The following is a 20,666-nucleotide window of genomic DNA, read 5'->3' as shown; positions in this document are numbered from 1 at the left end:
AATTGGGCGGGATTTGGAAACAGCGGAGGGGAAGGAGATGGCGTCAACGGTCAAGCAGGAGAACGCTTGGGTCGATGCCGAGCGGGATTACAAGTTGGGGCTTCGGGCGGGCAGGTTGGTCTGTCAAAACCCCAAAGGCAAATCGCTCGCGTCGGTTCCAAAGTGGCTTAAGGAAAACGAAACGGCCGAGTCGTTGCTCGCCCTGGCCGACTGGTTGGCCGAACATGAACTGGAATGTCTGCACACGGTCGAGCGATGGATGTTGCGATCACTGTCGATCCCACGCGCCGTGCTGACGGAGATCTGGGCGGATTCGGCTTGGCGTGACTGCATCGAAAACATGGTGGTCGTGCCCGTCGCTGGCGGAACATTCGATCTGGAAAACGCCGGCTTGCTGAAAGACGTCGACGCAAAACGTGGACTGGGCGTGATCGATCTGGACGGCGAAACCCAGTGGATCAAAACCGATTCGTTCGGCGTGCCGCACCCGATCCTGATCGGTGACCTGGAAGAGTTGCGTGAGTTGGCCGGGGACCTGGGGATCCGACAAACCATCGACCAGCTTTATCGCCCGATCCATCAACCGACCCAAGAGCAGATGGACCTGACGTCCATCAACGACTTTTCCGGCGGCCACTTCGAACAATTGAACTTTGCCACCTCGCACTGTCGCCGCTTGGGTTATCCCGTCCGCGGCGGCTACGCGACGTGCCGAGTCTGGGAAAACAACGCCCTGATCGAGGCTCGTTATTTCATCGGGGACGAATACCCCGAATCACCGACTTGGACGGGCGGATTGGTGTTCGTCGACGAGAGTCAGCAGCCGCAGAAAATCAATTCGATCGGTCCGGTCACGTTCAGCGAAGGCGTTCGCATGGCCTCGGAAATCTACGCCAAACGCAAAGTCGACGCCACGGAGGATGACCAATGAGTGTCGCCACGAAAAAAACCGGCAAATCAAAAAAAGCCCTCGAGGCTCAGTTGGTCGCCGGCGGCATGGTGCCGATCAAAGCCAAGGTCGACCCCAAGGCCACCGAAAAGGTCGTCGCACGAACCTACACGGGCCAGGTTCTCGGCGACCGCAAAATCGTGCGTCTGGGCGCCGAACGTTTGGGACCGGCAGAAGACTTGGCAATGGAGTTTCTGGGGCTGCAACCGGACGGGGAAAGCAAGCCGCTGGCGCTTCAAGGCCGACGCGCGCTGGGGTTCGCCAGTTGGGCGTTGATCACGCATCCGGAAAATGCCAAGGACGCGCTGGTGTTGGTCAAACGGATCAAAGCGGCGGCCCGCAAGGCGAAATCGAAACCCGGCCACGCCTGGGACGCGTTCTCCGAAATGGCCGAGGAATTGAATCGATCGGTCCGACATTTTCTGCCGCCGTTCTGGGAGGAGGCCGCCAGGATCTTCAAAGAGCTGGGCAACCACACCTACGCCGGACGCGGACTCGGCAAGGCACTCGAAGCCGAACGGGTCCACGCGCTCGACGTCGACCGGGAACGACGACGCGATGCCGTGCTTGAATTTGCACTCAGCGGTTGCTTGTCCGGCAAAGCACTCGGCGAATACACCAAGGACTTGGAAAACCAATTCGAACCCGACGAGGCCTTTGAAACGTTTCGCGATTTGCTCGTGCGGCGGACGCTCGGTGGCATGCCGCCGATGGCCGGTGCGGCGAAAGATTTGGTTCGGCTGGCAAAGCTGGCGGGCAAAGATCCCGATGCGGAAATCGATCGGTTGTTGAAGGAGATCATTTCCGCGCCGTCGATGTCGCGCGCCCCCCAACAATTCTGGTCTTCGGTCGGCAAGCGGATCGCACACCTGGTCAAGCAATCCGATTCCTTCGGCGTTTGGTTGCTGGTCCATACCAATTGCGAATCGAATTATTACTCCGAGTCCACGGCTTGGAAATGGATCGATCAACTTGAAAAATGGAAGGTGCTGCGGTTGCTCGCGTTGCCGGCCGACAAGTTCCCAGACGACGTCGAAATTCCCGGCGGCCGAGCGGGCTGGTTCAGCCGACTTTCGATGGCCAGCACACCTCCGCCGAAACGTTTCTTCGACTTGCTCGAATCGGCCGCCGAAGCGCTTCGTGAAGAGGCGATCCCGTTGCAATTGGGGAAATCACAAGGCTGGGCGTCCCAACCGGCCGACGTAGATGTCATCGAAGCCTGTTTGCAGTTGCAAATCCCGCTGGCGGACATTTCGCAAGGTGCCGGGATCGGGTTCGGCGGCTGGATGCAGTCCGAAGTCGACCATCCGCGTCGCAATTCATCGCTCGTTCACGTCTTGGACGATGAACGGTTTGCGTCGCGGGTACGCAACATGATTCCAAACCTGATCTGCCGCGACCAATCCACGCGTCGGCATGGTGACCAATACGGACACGGTGGGCGTCGATTCGACCAAGCCGCCGCCGGGCACGAGGCGCTCAAAGACATCTGGTGGGAGTTTTTGGATCACAAATTGTCGATTCTGGAAACCGGCGGGCTGGCAGATTTCGAAGTCACGTTGAATCAAATTCGTTCGGCCATCGGACGCAGTACGATCGCGCAGTTTCCCGACGTGCTGAAACGACTGAGAAAGTTGGACCTGGTCGGCACGCTCCGGCGTACGTTGGTCGGCGGGATTTTGGATGAATACGGTTGGCAGCCACTCGATGATGCCGATGACCAGAATCGGTTGCCGGTGATCAAGAGTCGGCGAAGGAACGATTCTTTCTATGAATCGTTTCCCACGCTGATTTTCGCCCGTGACGGAAAGATCGACGAATTCGGACCTGCCGGCCACACGGTTCGCGCCGAATTTTCATTCACCAAGTCCACCGAGCCCCAGGCGGTTTTGCCGGTCGGAGACGACACCGCGGTCGTGTTCCGAGATACCTCCAACTACGAAGGCAAGATCTGTTGGCTCAGCGACCCCGGTGACGTCAAGAAACTCGACGGCGGCTACTGGTACTCCCCGCCGGGATTCTGGATGCCGTTTCAAGACGGGGTGTTCTTTGGCAGCCGTATGCTGAAACCGGGTGATACGAGATTGCCGACCTGGGCGCATTGGTTGAGCGATGGTGGGCGTTGCTGGATCCAGAAAACCGATCCGACGCAGTACCACTATCACGCAGATTCCGGAGAGATGATCGGCACGACGTCGCTGGTCGAACTGGATCCGATCAGCGGAAAAATCATCCGCGAGAGCGTTCCGGGCTGGTTCGAACAAGACCTTGCCGCAAGCAACACCGTTGATTGGCAACACTGTTTTCTGATGCCGACGCCGGACGGCATGGACGCGTCTCCGTTGGGGATCGCCGACGGCATGCTCGGTTGGAGCGTTCGGACCACGCGCGACGGCCGCACGATCGGACGCGGAATCGACGGCCGGACCTGCACGCTGGAGCCGGATCCATACGGTTTCGAAAAAGCCAAGACGCCGATTGCGATCATGGACAAACCGGAATCGAAGCACCACTGGATCATCACCGCCGAAGGGACCGTCATCGACAGCGAAACGGGGATCGGCATCGCGTTGCTGCAAGAGAAATCAAATCGGTATCGCATCGGCCAGCCGATGCATCTGTCGCACCGGTTCTTTCACTTCTACACCGTCCGATCCAAGCAAGCGTCGGCCAAACTGCGCAAAGTCTCGGTCAAGCAATGCAAGTTGTTTCTCGAAGCCGGGAACGCTCAACACCAAGCGCTGCGCAAGAAAAAGGAAGAAGCCGAAACGGATCCCCACCGCAATGCCGTTGCCGAAGCGGTCGCGAAATGGTTGCCCGACACCCCGCCGAGGTTGCAGAAGGGACTCGGGAAAATCATCAGCATCATGGCCGCCGAACAAGCCTCGTTGGGAGGCTTTTTAGATCGGATCACGGAACCACCCAAAGAGAAGGAAACGCAGGCGGAGTCGAAAGAAAAACCGGAGTTCGCGCCCTCGGCAGCCGGCGTCGCCGATCTGATCTACACGTGGCCCGGCTCGGACCGTCCCGGGATCTATCGCTATGGGGCGTCTACCGCATCCAAAGCTCACATCGAGGTCGTCACAAACTTTTTAGAAACCGGCAACCAACAAAAGCTCCCCGGCGGCAATCCCGACTGGATCTCCGCGATCGACGATCCCTGTTCGGCGGCCTGGAAATGGTTTTGGACGCAGTCCACGGTGGGGGCCGATACCGAAGCGACGGAGAACGCGCCGGCCAAGTCTCGATTCGAAGACAGCTTGGGGCTCAAGGGACTCGTCTACTTGGCTAAGCGCGGCATCCTGGATTGGAAAGGCAAGTTCGTCTACTACATCGCCAAAGGGTTTTCTGAAGCCGACGCCAAGCTGGACAAGAACAAACCGTACGCGCCGGCGCGTGACAAAGCCGTCGCGTTTACCGATGGAAAACATCGCTACATCGCGTATTCGTACGGAGGCTACGGCAACGAAGAGATTCACGTGCTGGAATACATCGAATCCGGCAAGCCGAAGCCGCCCAAGGCGTACTCGATTCTGGAGACCATCGAGGTCAAACGCACCTGGGGATCGAAGCAAGTCAACGCGTTCGTCGATGCGGTCCGCAAGCTCGAAACGCTGCCGCTGGTGGATGCAGAGTTGCTCGCCGACGCCGCCCGGGAACTCGGCGCGTCACCGGTTCAAGTCGGCTTGGCGTGGATGGCGGATCTGCGGACCAGTCGTTACGGCCAAGAAAAGCTGACCAAGGAACTGCGATCGCACTACGGTTGGAAACTCAACGAAATTAAAGCCGCCATCTCGGGCCTCGACGGCGAGGCGTTGCCGATGTCGTTGATGTCCACCGGTCTGTTGGACGATCCAGCGGGGGCGATCGGCGAACGCAAAAATGAAGCATTTGCCCGCATGGTTGCCGCATGGAAAAAGCGTCGTGAATCGACGGTGACGCTTTCCCCCGAAGCCGCCGCACCGTTGGAACACGTCGGATTCGGCTATCCACGGCTCGACCGAAAAGCGTTCTTAGGATTGCTGTCCGAACCCGAAGGGTCAGATATTCTGGAGCCGCGCAAGACGACGTTCCAGTACTCGTCGCAATCGAAGCGGCATCAGCAACACATCCTCGATGCAACCTACACCCCCGAACCTCCACTGGACTTGCAAAAGGTCCTGCCCCAGTTGTTGGATGCCGTGGGCTGGGTCAATTATGCGACGCCGTGCGGCGATCCCGCACGACGCAAGATCCCCGCGTTGATCCAAGCGACGCGAGCCTGGTTGGATGACCCATCGACCACGTTGACGTTCGGTGCGACCTACACGACAAAAGATTGGTACGGCGACAAAAAAGTGGATGTCGAAGCGACGGTCGACCAGTTTTCAAAACTGATTGCACCCTGCCAACGAAAGAAGGACGGGCACTACGAGTTCGACAGTGGGTTGATCGTTGGCGCCGTCTTTCCACCCGTTTGTCGGCTGCATTTCCGCACGTCGAAACTGCGAACGACGGATGATTTCGCGATGCTCGCCGCGGCGGGGAAGATGACGTTTCATTACGAAGGCGATGGATCGGGGATGTTGGAGTTTGCCAGGTTTGTGTTGGAAATGCGGTCCGACGTCGCGGGCGAACTGATCGACGCCAACCTCGGCGACGATTTTCCTGACGGTGCGTGGGAACAGGACCCGCGCGTCTGCGTGCCCGACTTGGTTGCCCAAGTCGCCAAGGAGCACACGATCAATGAAAACGCCGCCACGTTGTATCTGCAAATCCTGGCGTTGCCGGATCCGACGGCCAAAAACATTCAAGCCTGGAACGGTTGGAAGACCGCGGAATACAAGAAGGCTGCGGCCGAACTGGTCGACAAAGCGTTGGTGGTCAGCGCCAAACGCAGCCGCGCGGGTCGGGACATCTTTTTGCCCGGCGGATGGGAACCGCTCAAACTGCCCAATCTGCCGGTGGAAACCTGGAAACTTTCGATGTACGGCCACGACGGAACCGATCGGATGCGCGGCGGCAACGCGGCGTTGTTGGTTTGCAAACGCCCCGTCGCGTCACAGTTTCGATTCGCCTACCAACGCGTCACCAAGGGTGATGCGCCGCGTTATGAAGAAACGTTGGGAGGGTGAGGCGTGCAGTTCCAACCGTGGCCGCTCCGCCGAATCATTCGCCGGCGTAACAGGGCACTATCATGTCATACGGCTCCCCTCTCCCTCGGATTCCACGCGAGCTCCACTCGCGTGGAATCCGAGGGAGAGGGGAGCCCGAGTAAATGAGCATTGTCCTCCCCACCGACACATCTGCCCATGGCAAAAAAGAAAACTCCCGCCTCCACTTCCCCACCGACGCGAAAGATCCAAGCCCCTCCGGCGGAGATCCGGTATGCGGAGGAGTTGGCGGTGATGCGCGACGCGGATTCGAATCCTCGCCCCGAGGGTTGGCTGCTCTCGCCGGCTTCGATCGTCGATTTCATCTGTGGCACCGACGGCCAAAAGGTCGGCACGAAAAAGTCGACGGCGCTGGCGATCAGCGAAAAATTTGTCGGTCCCCGCGACATCATCCAGCGCTGCGTCGTCACGCTGGCCGGTGAACGTGGGCTGATGCTGGTCGGTGAACCCGGCACCGCCAAGTCGATGCTGGGCGAGTTGTTGGCTGTGGCGATCAGCGGCACCGGCGCGTTGGCCGTTCAAGGCACCGCGGGCACGACCGAAGACCAGATCCGTTATGGCTGGAATTATGCGATGTTGCTCGACCGCGGCCCGACCCCCGAGGCGCTGGTGCCGTCGCCGGTCATGCAAGCGATGCGGCAAGGAAAGATTGTCCGCTTCGAAGAAGTCACCCGCTGTCTGCCCGAAGTCCAAGACGCATTGATCTCGATTTTGAGCGAACGGCGCATGATGGTGCCCGAACTCGGCGACGAGGATTCCAGCGTTTTTGCCGCGCCGGGGTTCTCTCTGATCGCGACGGCCAACCTACGTGATCGCGGCGTCTCGGAAATGTCGGCGGCCTTGAAGCGGCGATTCAATTTTGAAACCATCGCGCCGATTTCTGACGCCGGGCGTGAATGTCAATTGGTGTCCTCCCGCGCCGCCGCGCTGCTGCAGGAATCCGGCAGCGACAAGCCGATCGACCAGTCGTTGATCGAGCTGCTGGTCACGGTGTTTCGAGACCTTCGCAGCGGTCGCACCGACGAAGGCTGGCAGGTCAATCGGCCGAGTACGGTGATGAGTACCGCCGAAGCGGTCGCGGTCGCCACCGCCATCATGCGCGAAAGTGCCTTCTTTCCTTCCGGATTCGATCCCGTCTCGCGGATGCCCGGACACCTGCTGGGCGTCGTGCTCAAGGACGACGCGAAGGACCGCGAACGATTGCTCGGATACTGGGACGGCCCCGTCCAACGCCGCGCTAAAAACGGCGAACCGCTGTGGACGAAGCTGAGCGAAATGCGCGGCGTTCTGGATGATACGATGTAGCTCGTTTTTCTCGCGTCACCCTCCCGTGTGGAGTTCGTGCTTTTTTGAAAGTCACCCTCCTGGCAGGAGGGTCGAGCGCAGCGAGGGGAGGTCGAACGGTGAATCGTGAGTTTTACTTCACCTGCCAGAGTCGTGTGCCAAGCAGCAAACAGAACCCTCTCCTCGCTTCGCTCGACTCTGCCAGCGGGAGAGTGACTTCACCTCCATAACGAACCGACGGCTGAACTTGATGCCCATCGATCCCATCGCCGCTTGCACCGCGCTGCACCAATGCACCGATCCGTTGCTGATCGGGGTGCGTCATCATTCGGCGATGCTGGCCCGTGCGATGCCCGCGCTGTTGGAACGTTTTGCGCCCGATGTCATCCTGATCGAGCTGCCGTCGGATCTATCCGATTGGATGCCGCACATCGCTGACCCGCAAACGCAAGCCCCGATCGCGATCTCCGCGGTCGATCCCGACGGCGGCATGATGTTTTATCCGCTGGCTGATTTTTCACCGGAGTTTGCCGCGGTTCGCTGGGCGTCTGCCAACGGCGTTTCCGTCCGCGCCTGTGACCTTTCGGTTTCCGCCAAATCGAAGTCCGCCGAATCCCCACCCTCCGATCGGGAACTCAACGCGACACGATCGAGTCAACTTGCCGATTCGGTCGACGTTCTGTCGCAATTAAAACGGCGCGTCGGTGCCAGCGATGTCGGTGATCTGTGGCAGCGATTGGTGGAGTCGCCCGGTTGCGATGCGGACCCGGAAACGATTCGCCGCGCAGCGCTGACGTTCGGCTGGGCGGTTCGGCTGGATGATCATGAACCCTCGCCGCGCGATCTGCTGCGCGAAGCTGCGATGCGTCAGGCGATTCGTGACAGCGCGGGGAAAACAGTTGCCATCGTCGGCGCCTTTCACGCACCGGTCTTGCTGAGCGACGTTGTCGACGCGTCACACGACCGCGATCAAGCCGCCCTCGCCGCGATCGAATCCGACACGTCTTCGGTCGGCGTTTCCCTGATCCCGTATTCGTTCGAACAACTCGACGAGCGCAGCGGCTACCCGGCCGGCGTGTTGGATCCGGTTTGGCATCAGCAGATGGTGCAAGCGAAATCGAACGCGGAAATGGAAGACGCCGCCGCGGAGCTTGCGACGGGAGTCTGTCGCCGTTTGCGTCAATTCGGCCACGTCGCGGGAACACCCGACGCTGCCGAAACGCTGCGGATGATGCGTGACTTGGCGCGGCTGCGTGGGTTGGCGGTTCCCGGTCGAGGCGAGTTTGTGGAATCCTTGCAAACCTGTTTGGTTCACGGCGACGTGATGGGGCGTGGTCGAGCCGTCTCGGCAGCCGCCGGTGATGTCTTGATCGGCGACCGGCGGGGCGTCGTCACGCCGAACGCGCCACGCTGCGGTCTGTCCGTGTCGATCGATCAACTGCTTGGGCAACTGGGGTTGCCGGGGCGAGAGACAGCCGCCAACGCGAAACCGCAACGGCAGCGCGGACGTTTTCAATCGACGCGATCGGAAAATGAAAAAGAACTTCGCTTGGACGTCTTGCGCAGCCCCAAAGATCGCGCCCGCGCCGTGGTGCTTCGGCGGATGGTGGCGGCGGGAATCCCCTATGCCCAGCGAGTCGACACGGTGGCCCAGGGGAACCGCGAAAACTTGACCGAGCGTTGGCGAATCGAGTGGCAGCAGACGACGGCGGCCACGATCGAAAGCGTCGCCCGATTCGGCGTCACCTTGACGCAGGTTGCCGAAGAAATCGTCCGCAGGGCCGGTCGCCGTGTCGGTCCCGATGACGCCAATGAATCGTCGCCAAGAATGATCCTGGATCAATTGGGGATCGCCAGCGAGTGCGGGCTGCAGACGTTGACGACCCAGGCGTTGCGTGGGTTGGACGAGACGTTTTGCCAAACCGCCGGAATCTCTGAACTGGTCGAAGCCGTCACGTTGATGGTGCGGATCGCCGCGTCGCACCTGCCCGGATTGCCGCTCGACCCGGCCGATGCGGCGCCGCCGATCGTGCCGGTGTTTCGCATGCCCGATGCAAGGGTTTCAACCGACCAATTGTTACGCGCCTGCATGCAGCGTCTGCAGGGGCTGCGCGGCAGTTCGTCGATCGATGACGTGGTTTGTCTGGCGGATTTGATCCAGTGGTTCAGCGGGGATCTGCATGCGTTGATTCAAAAGCCGGATTCGCAACAAGCAGACGCCGCTGGGCACTGGCGGCAATTGGTGACCTGGTGCCGACAAACGCTTCGTGATGGCAGCGACCGCATGCGCGGCGCCGCGGCTGCCAGCTTGTCCGCACTCGATGCGATGGATGCGGGCGCGCTCGGCCAGTTGTTGATCGGCTGGTTGGACACCGCCGGTGATCGCGACGGACGGGCACGCTTGCGCGACGGACTGTCCGGTGCCGTGCAGATCTTGCTGTCGCCGATGCAGAACGATCCGCTGTGGCTGGATCCGCTCCAGTCCGGTTTGCATCAATTATCAGACGCGGATTTTCTGTCACGCTTGCCGGCCCTCCGCGGTGCCTTTGATCCGTTTTCGCCGGCCGATCGACAACGTTTGCTGGACTTGCGATTGCAGGGATTGGAGCAACGCGGGTCGGCGATCGATCACCAGCAATGGGCCGAGGAAAGCGATGGCGATGCGATCACCCGACACGTCGCCCGATTGCGACACGCCGACTTGGCTGCCGCAACGGCCATTGCCGACGCGTTTCCCAACGTCGATCGATACATTCGCCAAGCAAACCGGCACGCGACCGCTCGAAACGATGCCGATGCGGTTGACGGTCCATCGAGTTCCGATTCAAAGCCGGACAGCGCGAACAGCGAAATCACGCTGGCCGATCGGTGGCGATTGATCTTCGGTTTGCCGCCGGAAAGCCCGTCACGAACGGTTTCGATTGCCGCCCAGTCGTTGGACCAGCTGTTTGGGAAAGGACGCGGTGAAGGGTCGCGTGGTGATTTTCAGCAACGACGTGGCAGCGGCGGACAGGAAGCACCGCAACCGACGACCGCCCAGTGGGCCGATGACTTGGAGGCGTTGTTCGGCGGCGACGTTTGCCAGGAGGTACTCGGGCAAGCCGCGGCGGCAGGCAACGCGACTGCGGTCGGACACCTGGACGTCGATTCGGTGACGCCGTCGATTGATTTACTGCAACAGGTGCTTTCGCTGGCCGGCGCGGTGCCGGAATCACGGATGGCCAAACTGCGACAGCTTGCCCAGAAGATCACCGATGACCTTGCCCGGCAGTTGGCCGTTCGTCTGCAAACCGCACTGAGTGGACTTTCCACGCCAAGACCGACTCGCCGTCGATCGCGTCGATTGAATCTTTCACGCACGATTCGCGCCAACCTGGCCAACGGACGGCGTCGATCCGATGGCCGTCCCACAATCGTCGCCGATCAATTGATCTTCAATGCCCCCGCGCGGCGGGAATTGGACTGGCACGTGACGTTTGTGGTCGACGTTTCGGCATCGATGTCCGCGTCGGTGGTTTACAGCGCGCTGGTCGCCGCGATTTTTGACGCCTTGCCCGCGTTGTCCGTGCGGTTTCTGGCGTTTAGCACCGAACTGATCGATTTGAGCGAGCAAGTCGACGACCCGTTGGCGTTGTTGTTGGAAGTCGACGTCGGCGGCGGAACCGACATCGGACTCGGGCTGCGTGGGGCTCGCGCGGGCATCAAGGTGCCGTCGCGTTCGATCGTCGTGCTGGTCACCGACTTTGAAGAAGGGGTCTCGATTCCCGGGATGTTGGGCGAAGTGCGGGCGCTGGTCGATTCGGGCGTCCGTTGCATCGGGCTGGCGTCGCTGGATGATTCCGGCCAAGCCCGGTTCCACCAGGGGCTGGCACAATTGATGGCGTCGGCGGGGATGTCGGTCGCCGCCGTCAGTCCGGAAAAACTGGCGCAGTGGGTGGGCGATCAAATCCGTGGCAACGTCGCCGGAGGTTCGATCGATGGGTGAGTCGGACCGCCCCGGCATCTGCGGGCAACTGAGCGTTCGCGCCGAATTACTGGCCAGCTTGATCGACCAGGCGCCGTCGCGCGTGCGCAAACGTTTGGACAAAGATCCGGCGATCGCGCACGCTTGGACTTGGACTGCCGAAGCGACGTGCGTGACGATCAGCACCGGCGACGAAACCGTGCGATTGGAGGTGCAGACCGAATCGAAACGCGTGACGCAGATCGACCAGGTATCTTGTTCCTGTCTGCTGTCACCGAAGTGTTTTCATCTGCTGGCTTGTGTCAGCTGTTTGCCGATCGAGACCGATGCGGCAGATTCGGACAACGAGGTTTTGCAGACGCAAGCCTCCCAATCGGAGGATGTCGACGAACCATCGGTCATCGAAATCACTGATGCGATGCGTGACGCCGCCGGTCGCTGCATCGATGCGATCGAATGGATGTTGCGCAGCGGCGCGCGGCGCTGTGGCGTCGTCTTGCAGTCCTCGCTGTTGCGTGCGGCACATCAATGCCGCGCCGCGGGGCTGGTCCATTTATCGTCTGCCGTTTTGAGCGTCGTCGAAGGCGTCGTGCGGCTGCGGGCGCAATCGGGCAACACGGATGTCGCGCAGTTGCAAAGTGATCTTGCCCGCGCGGTCGTCCTCGCACGTTGTGTTCTCCGGCAACCGTCGGCCGACCTTGAAACGATCGGCCAGGTCCGCCGATCGTTTGAACCGGTCGACGTTTCGCGGCTGGTCAGTCTGTTGGCCGAGCCGATCGTGACACGGTCTGGCTACGCGGGAGTGTGCGTCTATTTGATGGCGGACGACGGAGGCGTTTATCAAGTCAGCGAAGTGCGTCCGGGGGAAGCGGAGTTGGCGTCGCAAGCCTATCGCGGAGGGTTTGAATTGGGCGGCACGACGATTTCTGCGTTCCAGCTGTGCCGGTCGGATGTGGATGTCCAGAACATGACGGCATCCCCGGATCGGCGACTGGGACGCGGATCCAAAACACGTTGGGCGGTGCGGAAGCAAACCGCCGGGCCGATCGATGCATCACCCACATGGAAAAAACGTTTCGGGCGATCCCTGGCCGACCAAGTCGACCAGCTCTTTGCGGTTCAAAAATCGGTCGGACCAACGGCTGCGGCGGACAACGATTTCGTCGCGTTTGGTTGTCAGGTGCTCGGGCGCCACGAAGATGCGGTGTTGGTCAAGGCGGATGATGTTTCGCGTCCGTTGAGGTTGCGGATCGCGTTGGACACCGATCAGGTGCCGTATCGTGAAAACCTGGAATTGCTGGCTCGCAGCCCGGGACTGGAGTTGTTCGTCATCGGGCGTGTCCGTCGTCACCAAGCCGGATCGATCGATGCGTTGGCGATTCGCGTTGAAGCCCGCCGTGAGGAATCCGATGACGATCCGAGATTGGAGCTACCCGATTCGTGGCGGAACGTCTGCCAATTGGGGCTGGATCGATTGGAACGCCATTTCTTTTCGCGGACCGATCCGGAAGCCGATGCACCCTCGCTCGCGGCCGCTGAGGATGCTCGCGGTCAGACCGAGCCCAGCGTCGATGGCGTTGCGGGGCTCGCGAGACAGCAGCTGGCGCTGGTCCTGGGCGGTCGCGGCAGTGTGGCGTCACCGGCCTCGGCCGGGCATCGCCGGATGATCCGAACGTTGACGCGCCAAATGTTACCGACGGCCGCGAAGCTCGCCGATGCCGTGGCGGCGGCGGCGGTGGCGCCCGAATCGAAAGTTTCAGATCCTGGGGCCGAAGATGATCTGCCCGGCTTGTGCGATCTGTTGGCGGCTAGCGATCGTTATCAAAACATGTTTCGTGCCGACTACCATCGACAGGCTTGGAATGATTGGTTGTCGTGAGTCGTATTCGGGAGGGAGGGCGGAACGATGGGGCAGAACGATGGGGGCAAAACGATGGGGGCAAAACGATGGGGGCAAAACGATGGGGGCAAAACGATGGGGGCAGAACGATGGGGGCAGAATGATGGGGCGGATTTGACGTCGGGTTGCGATCGGCCTATAAGCTTGCGTGCGGAATCCAAGATGAAACCCGTTCGGTGTGGGACTGCTGGCGTTCCCCCGGAAACCGAGTCGAGTGGGACGTCCCGTGAGCTTTTTTAAGATCGAGCAATACGCGCAGTCCGCCGAAGGGATTGTTTTCGACTACTCCAACGCGCCGTTCAGTCTGCTGTTCATCGGCGGTTTGTTGGTGTTGTACGTCGTGATGGCGGTCCACCGCACGCGTCGGGGCCAATGGTCCAGGGACCAGTGGGAGAAGATCGCGATTGAATTCGGGGTTCCAACGGTTTGTGTTGCGATCGTGGTGGCGATGTCTTACGAGCGGCAAACGCTTGTCGGACGATTTGATGCAGCCGACGTCGTCCGCAGCGATCGTTCGGTGTTCCACTTCTTGGCCCCCGAGGTTTCTCGGATGCCCGTCGCGGACGTGCGGGCGATTCGCATCGACAGTGTGGATTGGCAGAACACCCGCAACGGCAGCCCCGACGGTCCTGTGCGAACCACCTATTTCATTCGATTGGACGTCGCCGGAGAACGCGAGGTTCTGTTGGTGGGCTGCTCACGCGATCGAAAGCATACCGAAGCGGTCGCGGACCAGTTGGTCCGGTTTCTTCGCGCCCATCCGGATCACCAGCCGCGCGGGTTCTACGTGCGGTTGTAGGGGGCGGCTCGAAAGCGTTGGGGCCTTCGTATCAGGGGTGGCGATCACTCTGTGATCGCTGGCCTACCCCGACGGGGTCAAAGCCAGTAGCCGGAGGTGAGCGTCGCGACACCTCCGGACACCCGGCCCTCGCACGACGCGACCCCGGAGGGTGTCGAAGCAAATCGCGTCGGAACCCTCGGATCCGGCCGGCCGCCCGAGTGGACGAGCATCCCGATCAGCTCTTGTTGAAACGCGGACTGCGGCGCCGCCGGCGGATTGATTCGCTGCGACCCGGTCCGGGGTCGATGGGGATTTTGAGACGTGCATCCTAGAGGTGGCGCTGCGCTGACCTCCGGCTACTCGCTGCCATCCCTCCGGGATACTGGAATCGCTGGCGCGAGCCCGTGACAGCAAACGGAGTGCTTTTTGTTAGCGTCACGGCTGATCAATTCAATCGACGTCCCCGCCTTTGGTCGATCTGGCGACTTGCCGTCCGTGGCCGAGCGTGCCGGTGAACTGGCCGTCGCGAACGGAGACTTTGCCGCGGCAGGTGACGACGGCGGGGCGGCCGACGATTTCAAAGCCTTCGAATCCGTCGTAGTCCGTGTCCATCGTGTGCGTGGCCGCCGAGATCGTGCCCCGGTAGTCCGGATCCCAAATCACCAGATCGGCGTCGCAGCCCGGTTGAATGCTTCCCTTGCGTGGGAACATGCCGAACTGCTTCGCCGCCGCCGTCGACAGCACTTCGACGAAGCGGTGCAAGTCGATGCGGCCGGTGGCAACGCCGTGCGTGTACAGCAGCGTGGGGCGATGTTCGACCGACGGGATGCCGTTGGGGATCTTGGTGAAATCGGACTCGGGCGGCTTGCCCATTTCTTTTTGGCCGACAAAGTCGAAGGGGGCGTGATCGGTGGCAACGGTCGAGATGACGCCCGACCGCAGCGCGTTCCAAAGGTAGGTTTGATGCACCAGATCGCGGATCGGGGGACTCATCACATACTTGGCGCCTTCAAAGTTCGGACGTTCCGCGTAGGTCTTGTCGAGCACCAGGTACGGGATCACGGTCTCGAGTTTCACGTCGACGCCCTGGGTTTGAAACTTCAGTGCCGCTTCGACCGCGTCCCGGCAAGACGTGTGGACGACGTAGCCCGCCGCACCGGTCAGCTTCAAGAACGTGCAGAAATGGTGCACCCCTTCGGCTTCCACGGCGACCGGACGCGACGGTTCGTGAAATTCCGGCCCGGTCTTGCCCGCGGCGACCAGCGACGCCTGGAGCTGGGCGACCAGGTCGGCGTTTTCGCAGTGCGCCGTGACGACCACGCCCAATTCTTTCGCCAAGCGACAGGTTCGATAGAGTTCCTCGTCGCTCACACCGAACGCGCCTTTGTAGGCCAGGAAAACCTTGAACGATGTGACGCCATCGGCAACGATGCGTCGCAACAGTGGTTCGGTCGTCTCATCGAACCGAGTGACGCCCATGTGAAACGAGTAATCGCACGCCGACAGGCCTTCCGCTTTGCGCTTCCACAATTGATAGGCGTCCCAGGGATCGTCTTCGCGTGCCGGACAGCACATTTCGATCAGCGTCGTCGTGCCTCCGACCAGTGCGGCACGGCTGCCGGAATCGTACGTGTCCTTCGCGTAGGTGCCCATGAACGGCAAGTAGATGTGGACATGGGGGTCGATGAAACCCGGAAACACGTACTTGTCCGTCGCGTCGAGGATCTCCACATCGCCGACGTCCGCGGTGTCGATCACGGGGGCGATCCGATAAATCGATTCGCCTTTGATCAAGATGTCAGCGACGTAACGCTGATCGGGCGTGATGATCGTGCCGTTTTGGATCAATAGTGACATCGTGCTTTGTCAGCTATAAGTTTGCGGGTTGCGTTTGCCGAGCGGAAAAGGGGTCAGGTACGGACGGCACGGGCATAAGTAACAAGGGATTCAGCAACCGTTGGTGTTTAGTCTTTAGGCGATTCCCGGTCGCTGCGACGCAGCGAGAATGGGCGGCTAAAGCCTGCACACCAACACTCTTGTCCCTGCCATTCGGGTCACGCACGCTAAATCTAACAGCTGACGAAGCACTAGCGCTCGGCCGGCAACTCTTCGTCGATCGAATCCGCTTCGGCTTCCTCGGCCGATTGCTGGTCCGCCAGCGCCAAACGGCGTCGGGCATCTCTGGCCAGCACGTAGCCTTCTTGTCCGAACACGCCGGCGAGTACCAGGAACGCGCCGACCAATCCGAATTTGATCGTCCCCGACCAGGTGACAAAAATAAACGCGGCGATCCCCATGGTGGCAAATCCGAGCGCCAAGCCGCCTTTGAGTGCGGCTTTCATCTGGGTGTCGCGTGCCTGGATCCGAATGCTCCGCGAGACGGCATTGCGTGCGGACTGGTTGGCCAGTTCACGCATCGCCGAAAGGTTTCTCGACAACTCGGGCGCTTGGGAACGCGGGACCAACGGCACGCTGTCCTTGATCGACGGTTCGACCGGCACCGAGTCTTCCACGTCCTCTTCGGCCGATTCGTTCATCGTTTCAACCGAATCGTCTGGTTCGGTTTCAGCGACCGGTTCGCTGGGCGGCGACGGCGGAGCAGGCGGCGTCGGTTGATCGTCACCCTGAACACGCTGCAACAAGCGGCTCATGTAGGCTTCGATCGAATCGTCTTCCGGCGCGTCGTCCGCGGCGACCACGGTGTCATGTTCGGACACCAGGGCCGTCTGCGAAGTGTATTCTGCTTCGGCGACGTCGCGGTCGAATTCGTCTTGCGCCTGATCGAGGGAGTCCGCCAGATCGGTCGCGTCGCCGGCCAGTGGTTCGCCCTGGTCAGGCGACTCCAGGCTCCACGCTTCGGACTCGCCATCGCTATCGTCGCTGGAGAACTCGACCCCGCTGTCCATCACGAAGGTCGCATGATGGCCTTCGTCGACGGCGTCCTCGGATTCGGCGGAGAGTTCGTCGGCAGACGCGTTGTCTTCGTACGCGTTGTCTTCGTACGCGTCTTCTTCGCCGTGATCGTGTTGTGATTCGTCGTCGCCGGCCAAGTCTCGGATCAACATGGCCGCCAGACTTCCGGCCGCTGGTTCAGCGTCCTCCTCGGATGACGCTTCCCCGACGGCTTCGTCTTCTTCGCCGTGAAGCAGTGCGTCGAGTCCGGATGAATCGCCGTCGGACACCTCCTCGGTGACACCGTCCCACTGCTGCGTCGCTTCATAGTCGTTGGCTTCGCCGGATTCCTCCGCATCGGCCTCCCAGGAGGACCGGTCCCATGGGTTCGCTTCCAGTCCCGCTTGTTCGGACTGCGTCTGCTCGGCTTCCTGCTCGAACACCTGCTCGGGTTCTTGCTCGAGCACCTGCTCGGGTTCCTGGTCAAGCACCTGCTCGGGTTCCTGCTCAAGCACCTGTTCCGCTTCCTGCTCGGGCACCTGTTCGGGCGACTGTGCGTCTTCGTCGGTGGGCAGGTAGGCCGACCAATCCAGTGGGGGCTCCTGTTCGGCTTCCGATTGCGTCGCGAAGTCATGTGCGATGTCGATCTCCGCCATTTCGCCGGCCGGGTGGTCTGTGTCGCCATCGGTTGGGGCATCGGGCCGGATCGATTCCGCATGCGGTGCTTCGTAGTCCGAGATGGCTTGCTCGACGTTGTGTTCGATTTCATCGATCGCGCCATCGATGACCTGCTCGGGCGCTTCGTCGTGCCAGGAGACGCCGGGATCGATTCCCGCTTCACCGTCGGACGGACCTGTCGCGCTGGGGGCACAGTCCTCTTCGTCTCCGGTTGCCGCATCGGTGGCACCGGAAAGCGAATCGGTTTGCGACCAATTGACGGGCTCTGATTCGACGCCGTCGGTGTAGGCGTCGTCGGAATACTCTTCGTCGTATCCCCGTTCCTCGTACAGATGGCTGCTCTGTTCGACCGACTGCTCGGACTCCAACCGCCAGCGGTTCTCACCCGACTCGACGAATTGTTCCGTCGCGGGTGCGGGGTGGTCGGCCGGTTCCAAGTCCGCTGCCTGGGCGATTTCCTGAATCCGTGCTTCGGCGGTTTGTTGGGCCGAGGTGATTTCATCGCGCAGTTGTTCGATCTCTTGACGCAGCGCCGACTCGCTTTCTTGTCGCTCGGTTTCCAGACGCGAGACGGTTTCGGCGTGTGTTTCTCGTAGACGCTCGATTTCCTGGCGGGCCGAATCGAGTTCCTGTTCCAGGATTCGGAACTGTTCCGAATCGATCGCCTCCTGCGTGGACGTTTCGTTGTCGTCTTCATCCGAGGAGGATCGCGCCAGCTCGTAGGAGAGCGCTTCGTTGGCCGATTGAAGCTGGCCGAGTTCGACGTTGGCCGCGGCCAATTGGATCGACAGGTCTTCGATCGTCTGCCGCAGCTGGTCACATTCTTGGGTCCAGGAGTCTTGCTGCGCCGATTGATTGTTTTTCGTTTGGTCGACCAGCAATTCGAGCTGTCGGATGGAGGCGTTGGCGCCTTCTTGGTCGATCCGCAACTGAGACGCTTCTTGCGTCGCTTCGGTGACATTTTCCTGCAATTGGCGAATGTTTTCGCGCAAGTCTTCGGCGACCGCTTCGGCGTCGGTGCGGGCCGCTTCGGCGGTTTGGCGAGCGGTTTCGGCTTTGGCGCGGGCTTCGTCCGCTTCGGCCCGGGCCTCTTCGGCGGACGCATGCCTGCGATGCAGTTCGGCGATTTCCTCGTCCGTCGCCCGCTCGCTCTCTTCTCGATTCTCCTGAATGTTGGCGAGTCGTTCTTCGAGTTCGGCGATCCGTTTTTGGTTGGACGCTTGCTCTTGTTCGGCCGCGCGACGCGATTGTTCGGCGTCTTGGCGTGACGCTTGAAGCTCTTGGCCGGTCGCACGAAGCTTCTCGCTCAACTCATGCTGGCACTGTTTACTTTCCTCGCGGATGCGGGCCAGTTCGTCGCGTGTGGATTGTAGATCGGCCGAGACCCGATCCAGTTCTCCTTCGGTCGCCTGGCGTTTGGCTTCGCTCTCGGCAACGCTGTCGATCGCCTGGTCACGCGCCGCTTCCAATTCACCGCGGAGCCGTTCGTGCTCTTGTTGTTCACGCTTCTCGCGGGCCTGCAACTCACTGTGTCGTTCCCGCAGCTCCGTCAGCTGTTCGCTGAGGGTGGAAAACTCATCGCGCATCCGACCCACGGCGTCGCTGGCCGATTGCGCCTGTTGCTGCGTTTGTTCCAGCTTTCGCTGCGCTTCGGCGGCGTGCTCGGCATACTGCTCTTCACGCTGTTGCCATTCGGCCTGGCGACGCTCGAGTTCCGCTTGCCGCTCGCGCAGCAAGTCGCTCTTGTGCTGCAACTCGGCTTCTTTTTCTTGCAGCGCCTCGCTGGTCTCGATCTCGCGCATCCGCAGCGATTTCAGTTCTTCCTGGGTCGCCGTATAGGTCTCTTGGATCTCGCGGACGGCTGCTTCTTGGGCCAGCAGATGGCTTTCGCGATGCTGCAAGGATTCCGCACGGCTCCACAGTTCCGTTTCGCGGCCGTGCAATTCAGACTCGCGTTGATCGCAACGGCTCTCGCGGACTTCACATTCGGCGTGCCGCGCATGCCACTGCTGGCTCAACTGAGTCAGCCGGTCGTGCAACACCGACTCGCGGGTTTCCAACGAGGCGTGTCGTGGTGCGGACGACTCCGGTGCGGCGAGTAGTTCGAATCGATAGTGTCCCATGCGGATGATGTCGCCAAGCCGAAGCACCGATTCGGTGACCCGGTTGCCGTTGCATTCCAGCGGCACCGAATAGGCGCGCATCAGAATCCGGTGTGCGTCACGCAGCAAGACCGCGTGCATGGGGCGCAGCGATTCATCGTCCAGTCGGATCGAGCAGCCTTCGCCGCTACCGAAGGTGTAGCGGTTGCCGGTCAGTCGCAGCCTGCGGACCGGGGCACCGGGGCGGATCACACGGAACTCCAATGCCGTCTGGGCCGTCGGCGGAATCGACCGCGATGCCTCCAACGACGCCCGGCCGCTGCTCTGGCCACTGTTCTGGCTGCTGCTCAGGCCACTGCTCAGGCCACCGAGCCGCGGCAGCGTCTGGTTCAACGCATCCGGGATGATCGCGATCCGGGAGGAGTCGTCGTCGCGCAGCTGTCCCGCCGATGCCACGAATTTGACGTCGTGGCTGGATTGATGCAGATCGGTGGGGCTCGAGGGGCCGTCGTTTTGGTCGTTCATCACGACACGTTCCTTGCGTCTTTGCTTGCAAAATTGCCTGGATGGGGTCGTTGCCGACAGACAAGACCGTTTTCAGAGTTTCGGACAGACCGCTCGCTGGGGTGAACCAAAATGACCTGATCTGGACGGTTTCGGCTCTCACGGGGCATACAGGCGGCTCTGTAGGGTGGTTGTCCGCCCCCGATTCAAACTGTCTCGTCTCAAACGCGGATTTGGTGCGATCGAAACTTGACGAATATCGCAAAAAAGGTTGTTCCTGCGCCCTTGGCGCCACATAAGGGAAAATTCGCTGTCTTTCAAGGGTGACTTTACGCGCCGTGCCTCTACTATTTCACAGCTGTGGTTGGCAAGTTCAGTTCGATGGGTGGTCGAATTGCGGAACTAAAGGCTGGCAGGGCTCGTAAGACCGACAGGCATACATAGAGAATCAGGTGATCC

8 protein-coding genes are annotated in these 20,666 nt (G+C 61.0%); 6 read left to right on the top strand and 2 right to left on the bottom strand.

Annotation, left to right across the window (positions count from 1 at the left end; translation table 11 throughout):
- Window positions 1–37: 37 nt before the first annotated feature.
- The 6 genes from Enr13x_RS36195 to Enr13x_RS36170 all read left to right on the top strand — a co-directional run bounded on the left by Enr13x_RS36195 (window position 38) and on the right by Enr13x_RS36170 (window position 14,049).
- Window positions 38–931 (top strand): DUF4132 domain-containing protein, encoded by an 894-nt coding sequence (locus Enr13x_RS36195; RefSeq protein ID WP_145391788.1) that lies wholly within the window; start codon window positions 38–40, stop codon window positions 929–931.
- Window positions 928–6,063 (top strand): DNA-binding protein, encoded by a 5,136-nt coding sequence (locus Enr13x_RS36190; protein WP_145391787.1) that lies wholly within the window; start codon window positions 928–930, stop codon window positions 6,061–6,063. The genes Enr13x_RS36195 and Enr13x_RS36190 overlap by 4 nt, the downstream gene beginning before the upstream one ends.
- A 177-nt stretch (window positions 6,064–6,240) precedes the next feature.
- Entirely contained in the window at window positions 6,241–7,407 is a 1,167-nt protein-coding gene (locus Enr13x_RS36185; RefSeq protein ID WP_145391786.1) for an ATP-binding protein, read from the top strand.
- Window positions 7,408–7,636: 229 nt separating this feature from the next.
- Window positions 7,637–11,371: a DUF5682 family protein gene (locus Enr13x_RS36180; protein WP_145391785.1), complete on the top strand. Its 3,735-nt coding sequence runs from the start codon at window positions 7,637–7,639 to the stop codon at window positions 11,369–11,371.
- Window positions 11,364–13,229, top strand: coding sequence for a hypothetical protein (locus tag Enr13x_RS36175; protein ID WP_145391784.1), 1,866 nt, complete (start codon window positions 11,364–11,366; stop codon window positions 13,227–13,229). The genes Enr13x_RS36180 and Enr13x_RS36175 overlap by 8 nt, the downstream gene beginning before the upstream one ends.
- 247 nt (window positions 13,230–13,476) lie before the next feature.
- Window positions 13,477–14,049: a hypothetical protein gene (locus Enr13x_RS36170; RefSeq protein WP_145391783.1), complete on the top strand. Its 573-nt coding sequence runs from the start codon at window positions 13,477–13,479 to the stop codon at window positions 14,047–14,049.
- 432 nt (window positions 14,050–14,481) lie between these two features.
- Here Enr13x_RS36170 and hydA read toward each other — a convergent pair whose 3' ends face one another.
- Together hydA and Enr13x_RS36160 are read right to left on the bottom strand one after the other, a co-directional pair.
- Entirely contained in the window at window positions 14,482–15,888 is a 1,407-nt protein-coding gene (hydA, locus tag Enr13x_RS36165; RefSeq protein WP_145391782.1) for a dihydropyrimidinase, read from the bottom strand.
- Window positions 15,889–16,118: 230 nt separating this feature from the next.
- The gene (locus Enr13x_RS36160) at window positions 16,119–20,228 is read right to left on the bottom strand and encodes an FHA domain-containing protein (RefSeq protein ID WP_145391781.1); all 4,110 of its coding nucleotides are present in this window, start codon (window positions 20,226–20,228) and stop codon (window positions 16,119–16,121) included.
- Between the last annotated feature and the right edge of the window lie 438 nt (window positions 20,229–20,666).

Source organism: Stieleria neptunia, from assembly GCF_007754155.1.
Lineage (GTDB): Bacteria > Planctomycetota > Planctomycetia > Pirellulales > Pirellulaceae > Stieleria > Stieleria neptunia.
The sequence above is the reverse complement of the archived record's forward strand: the minus strand, read 5'-3'. Positions and strand labels throughout refer to the sequence as shown.

Bases quoted from the DNA above. Each gene is read 5' to 3' on its own strand.
- Enr13x_RS36160 (WP_145391781.1), bottom strand. From the start codon at position 20,228: ATGAACGACCAAAACGACGGCCCCTCGAGCCCCACCGATCTGCATCAA.
- hydA (WP_145391782.1), bottom strand. From the start codon at position 15,888: ATGTCACTATTGATCCAAAACGGCACGATCATCACGCCCGATCAGCGT.
- Enr13x_RS36185 (WP_145391786.1), top strand. From the start codon at position 6,241: ATGGCAAAAAAGAAAACTCCCGCCTCCACTTCCCCACCGACGCGAAAG.
- Enr13x_RS36180 (WP_145391785.1), top strand. From the start codon at position 7,637: ATGCCCATCGATCCCATCGCCGCTTGCACCGCGCTGCACCAATGCACC.
- Enr13x_RS36195 (WP_145391788.1), top strand. From the start codon at position 38: ATGGCGTCAACGGTCAAGCAGGAGAACGCTTGGGTCGATGCCGAGCGG.
- Enr13x_RS36175 (WP_145391784.1), top strand. From the start codon at position 11,364: ATGGGTGAGTCGGACCGCCCCGGCATCTGCGGGCAACTGAGCGTTCGC.
- Enr13x_RS36190 (WP_145391787.1), top strand. From the start codon at position 928: ATGAGTGTCGCCACGAAAAAAACCGGCAAATCAAAAAAAGCCCTCGAG.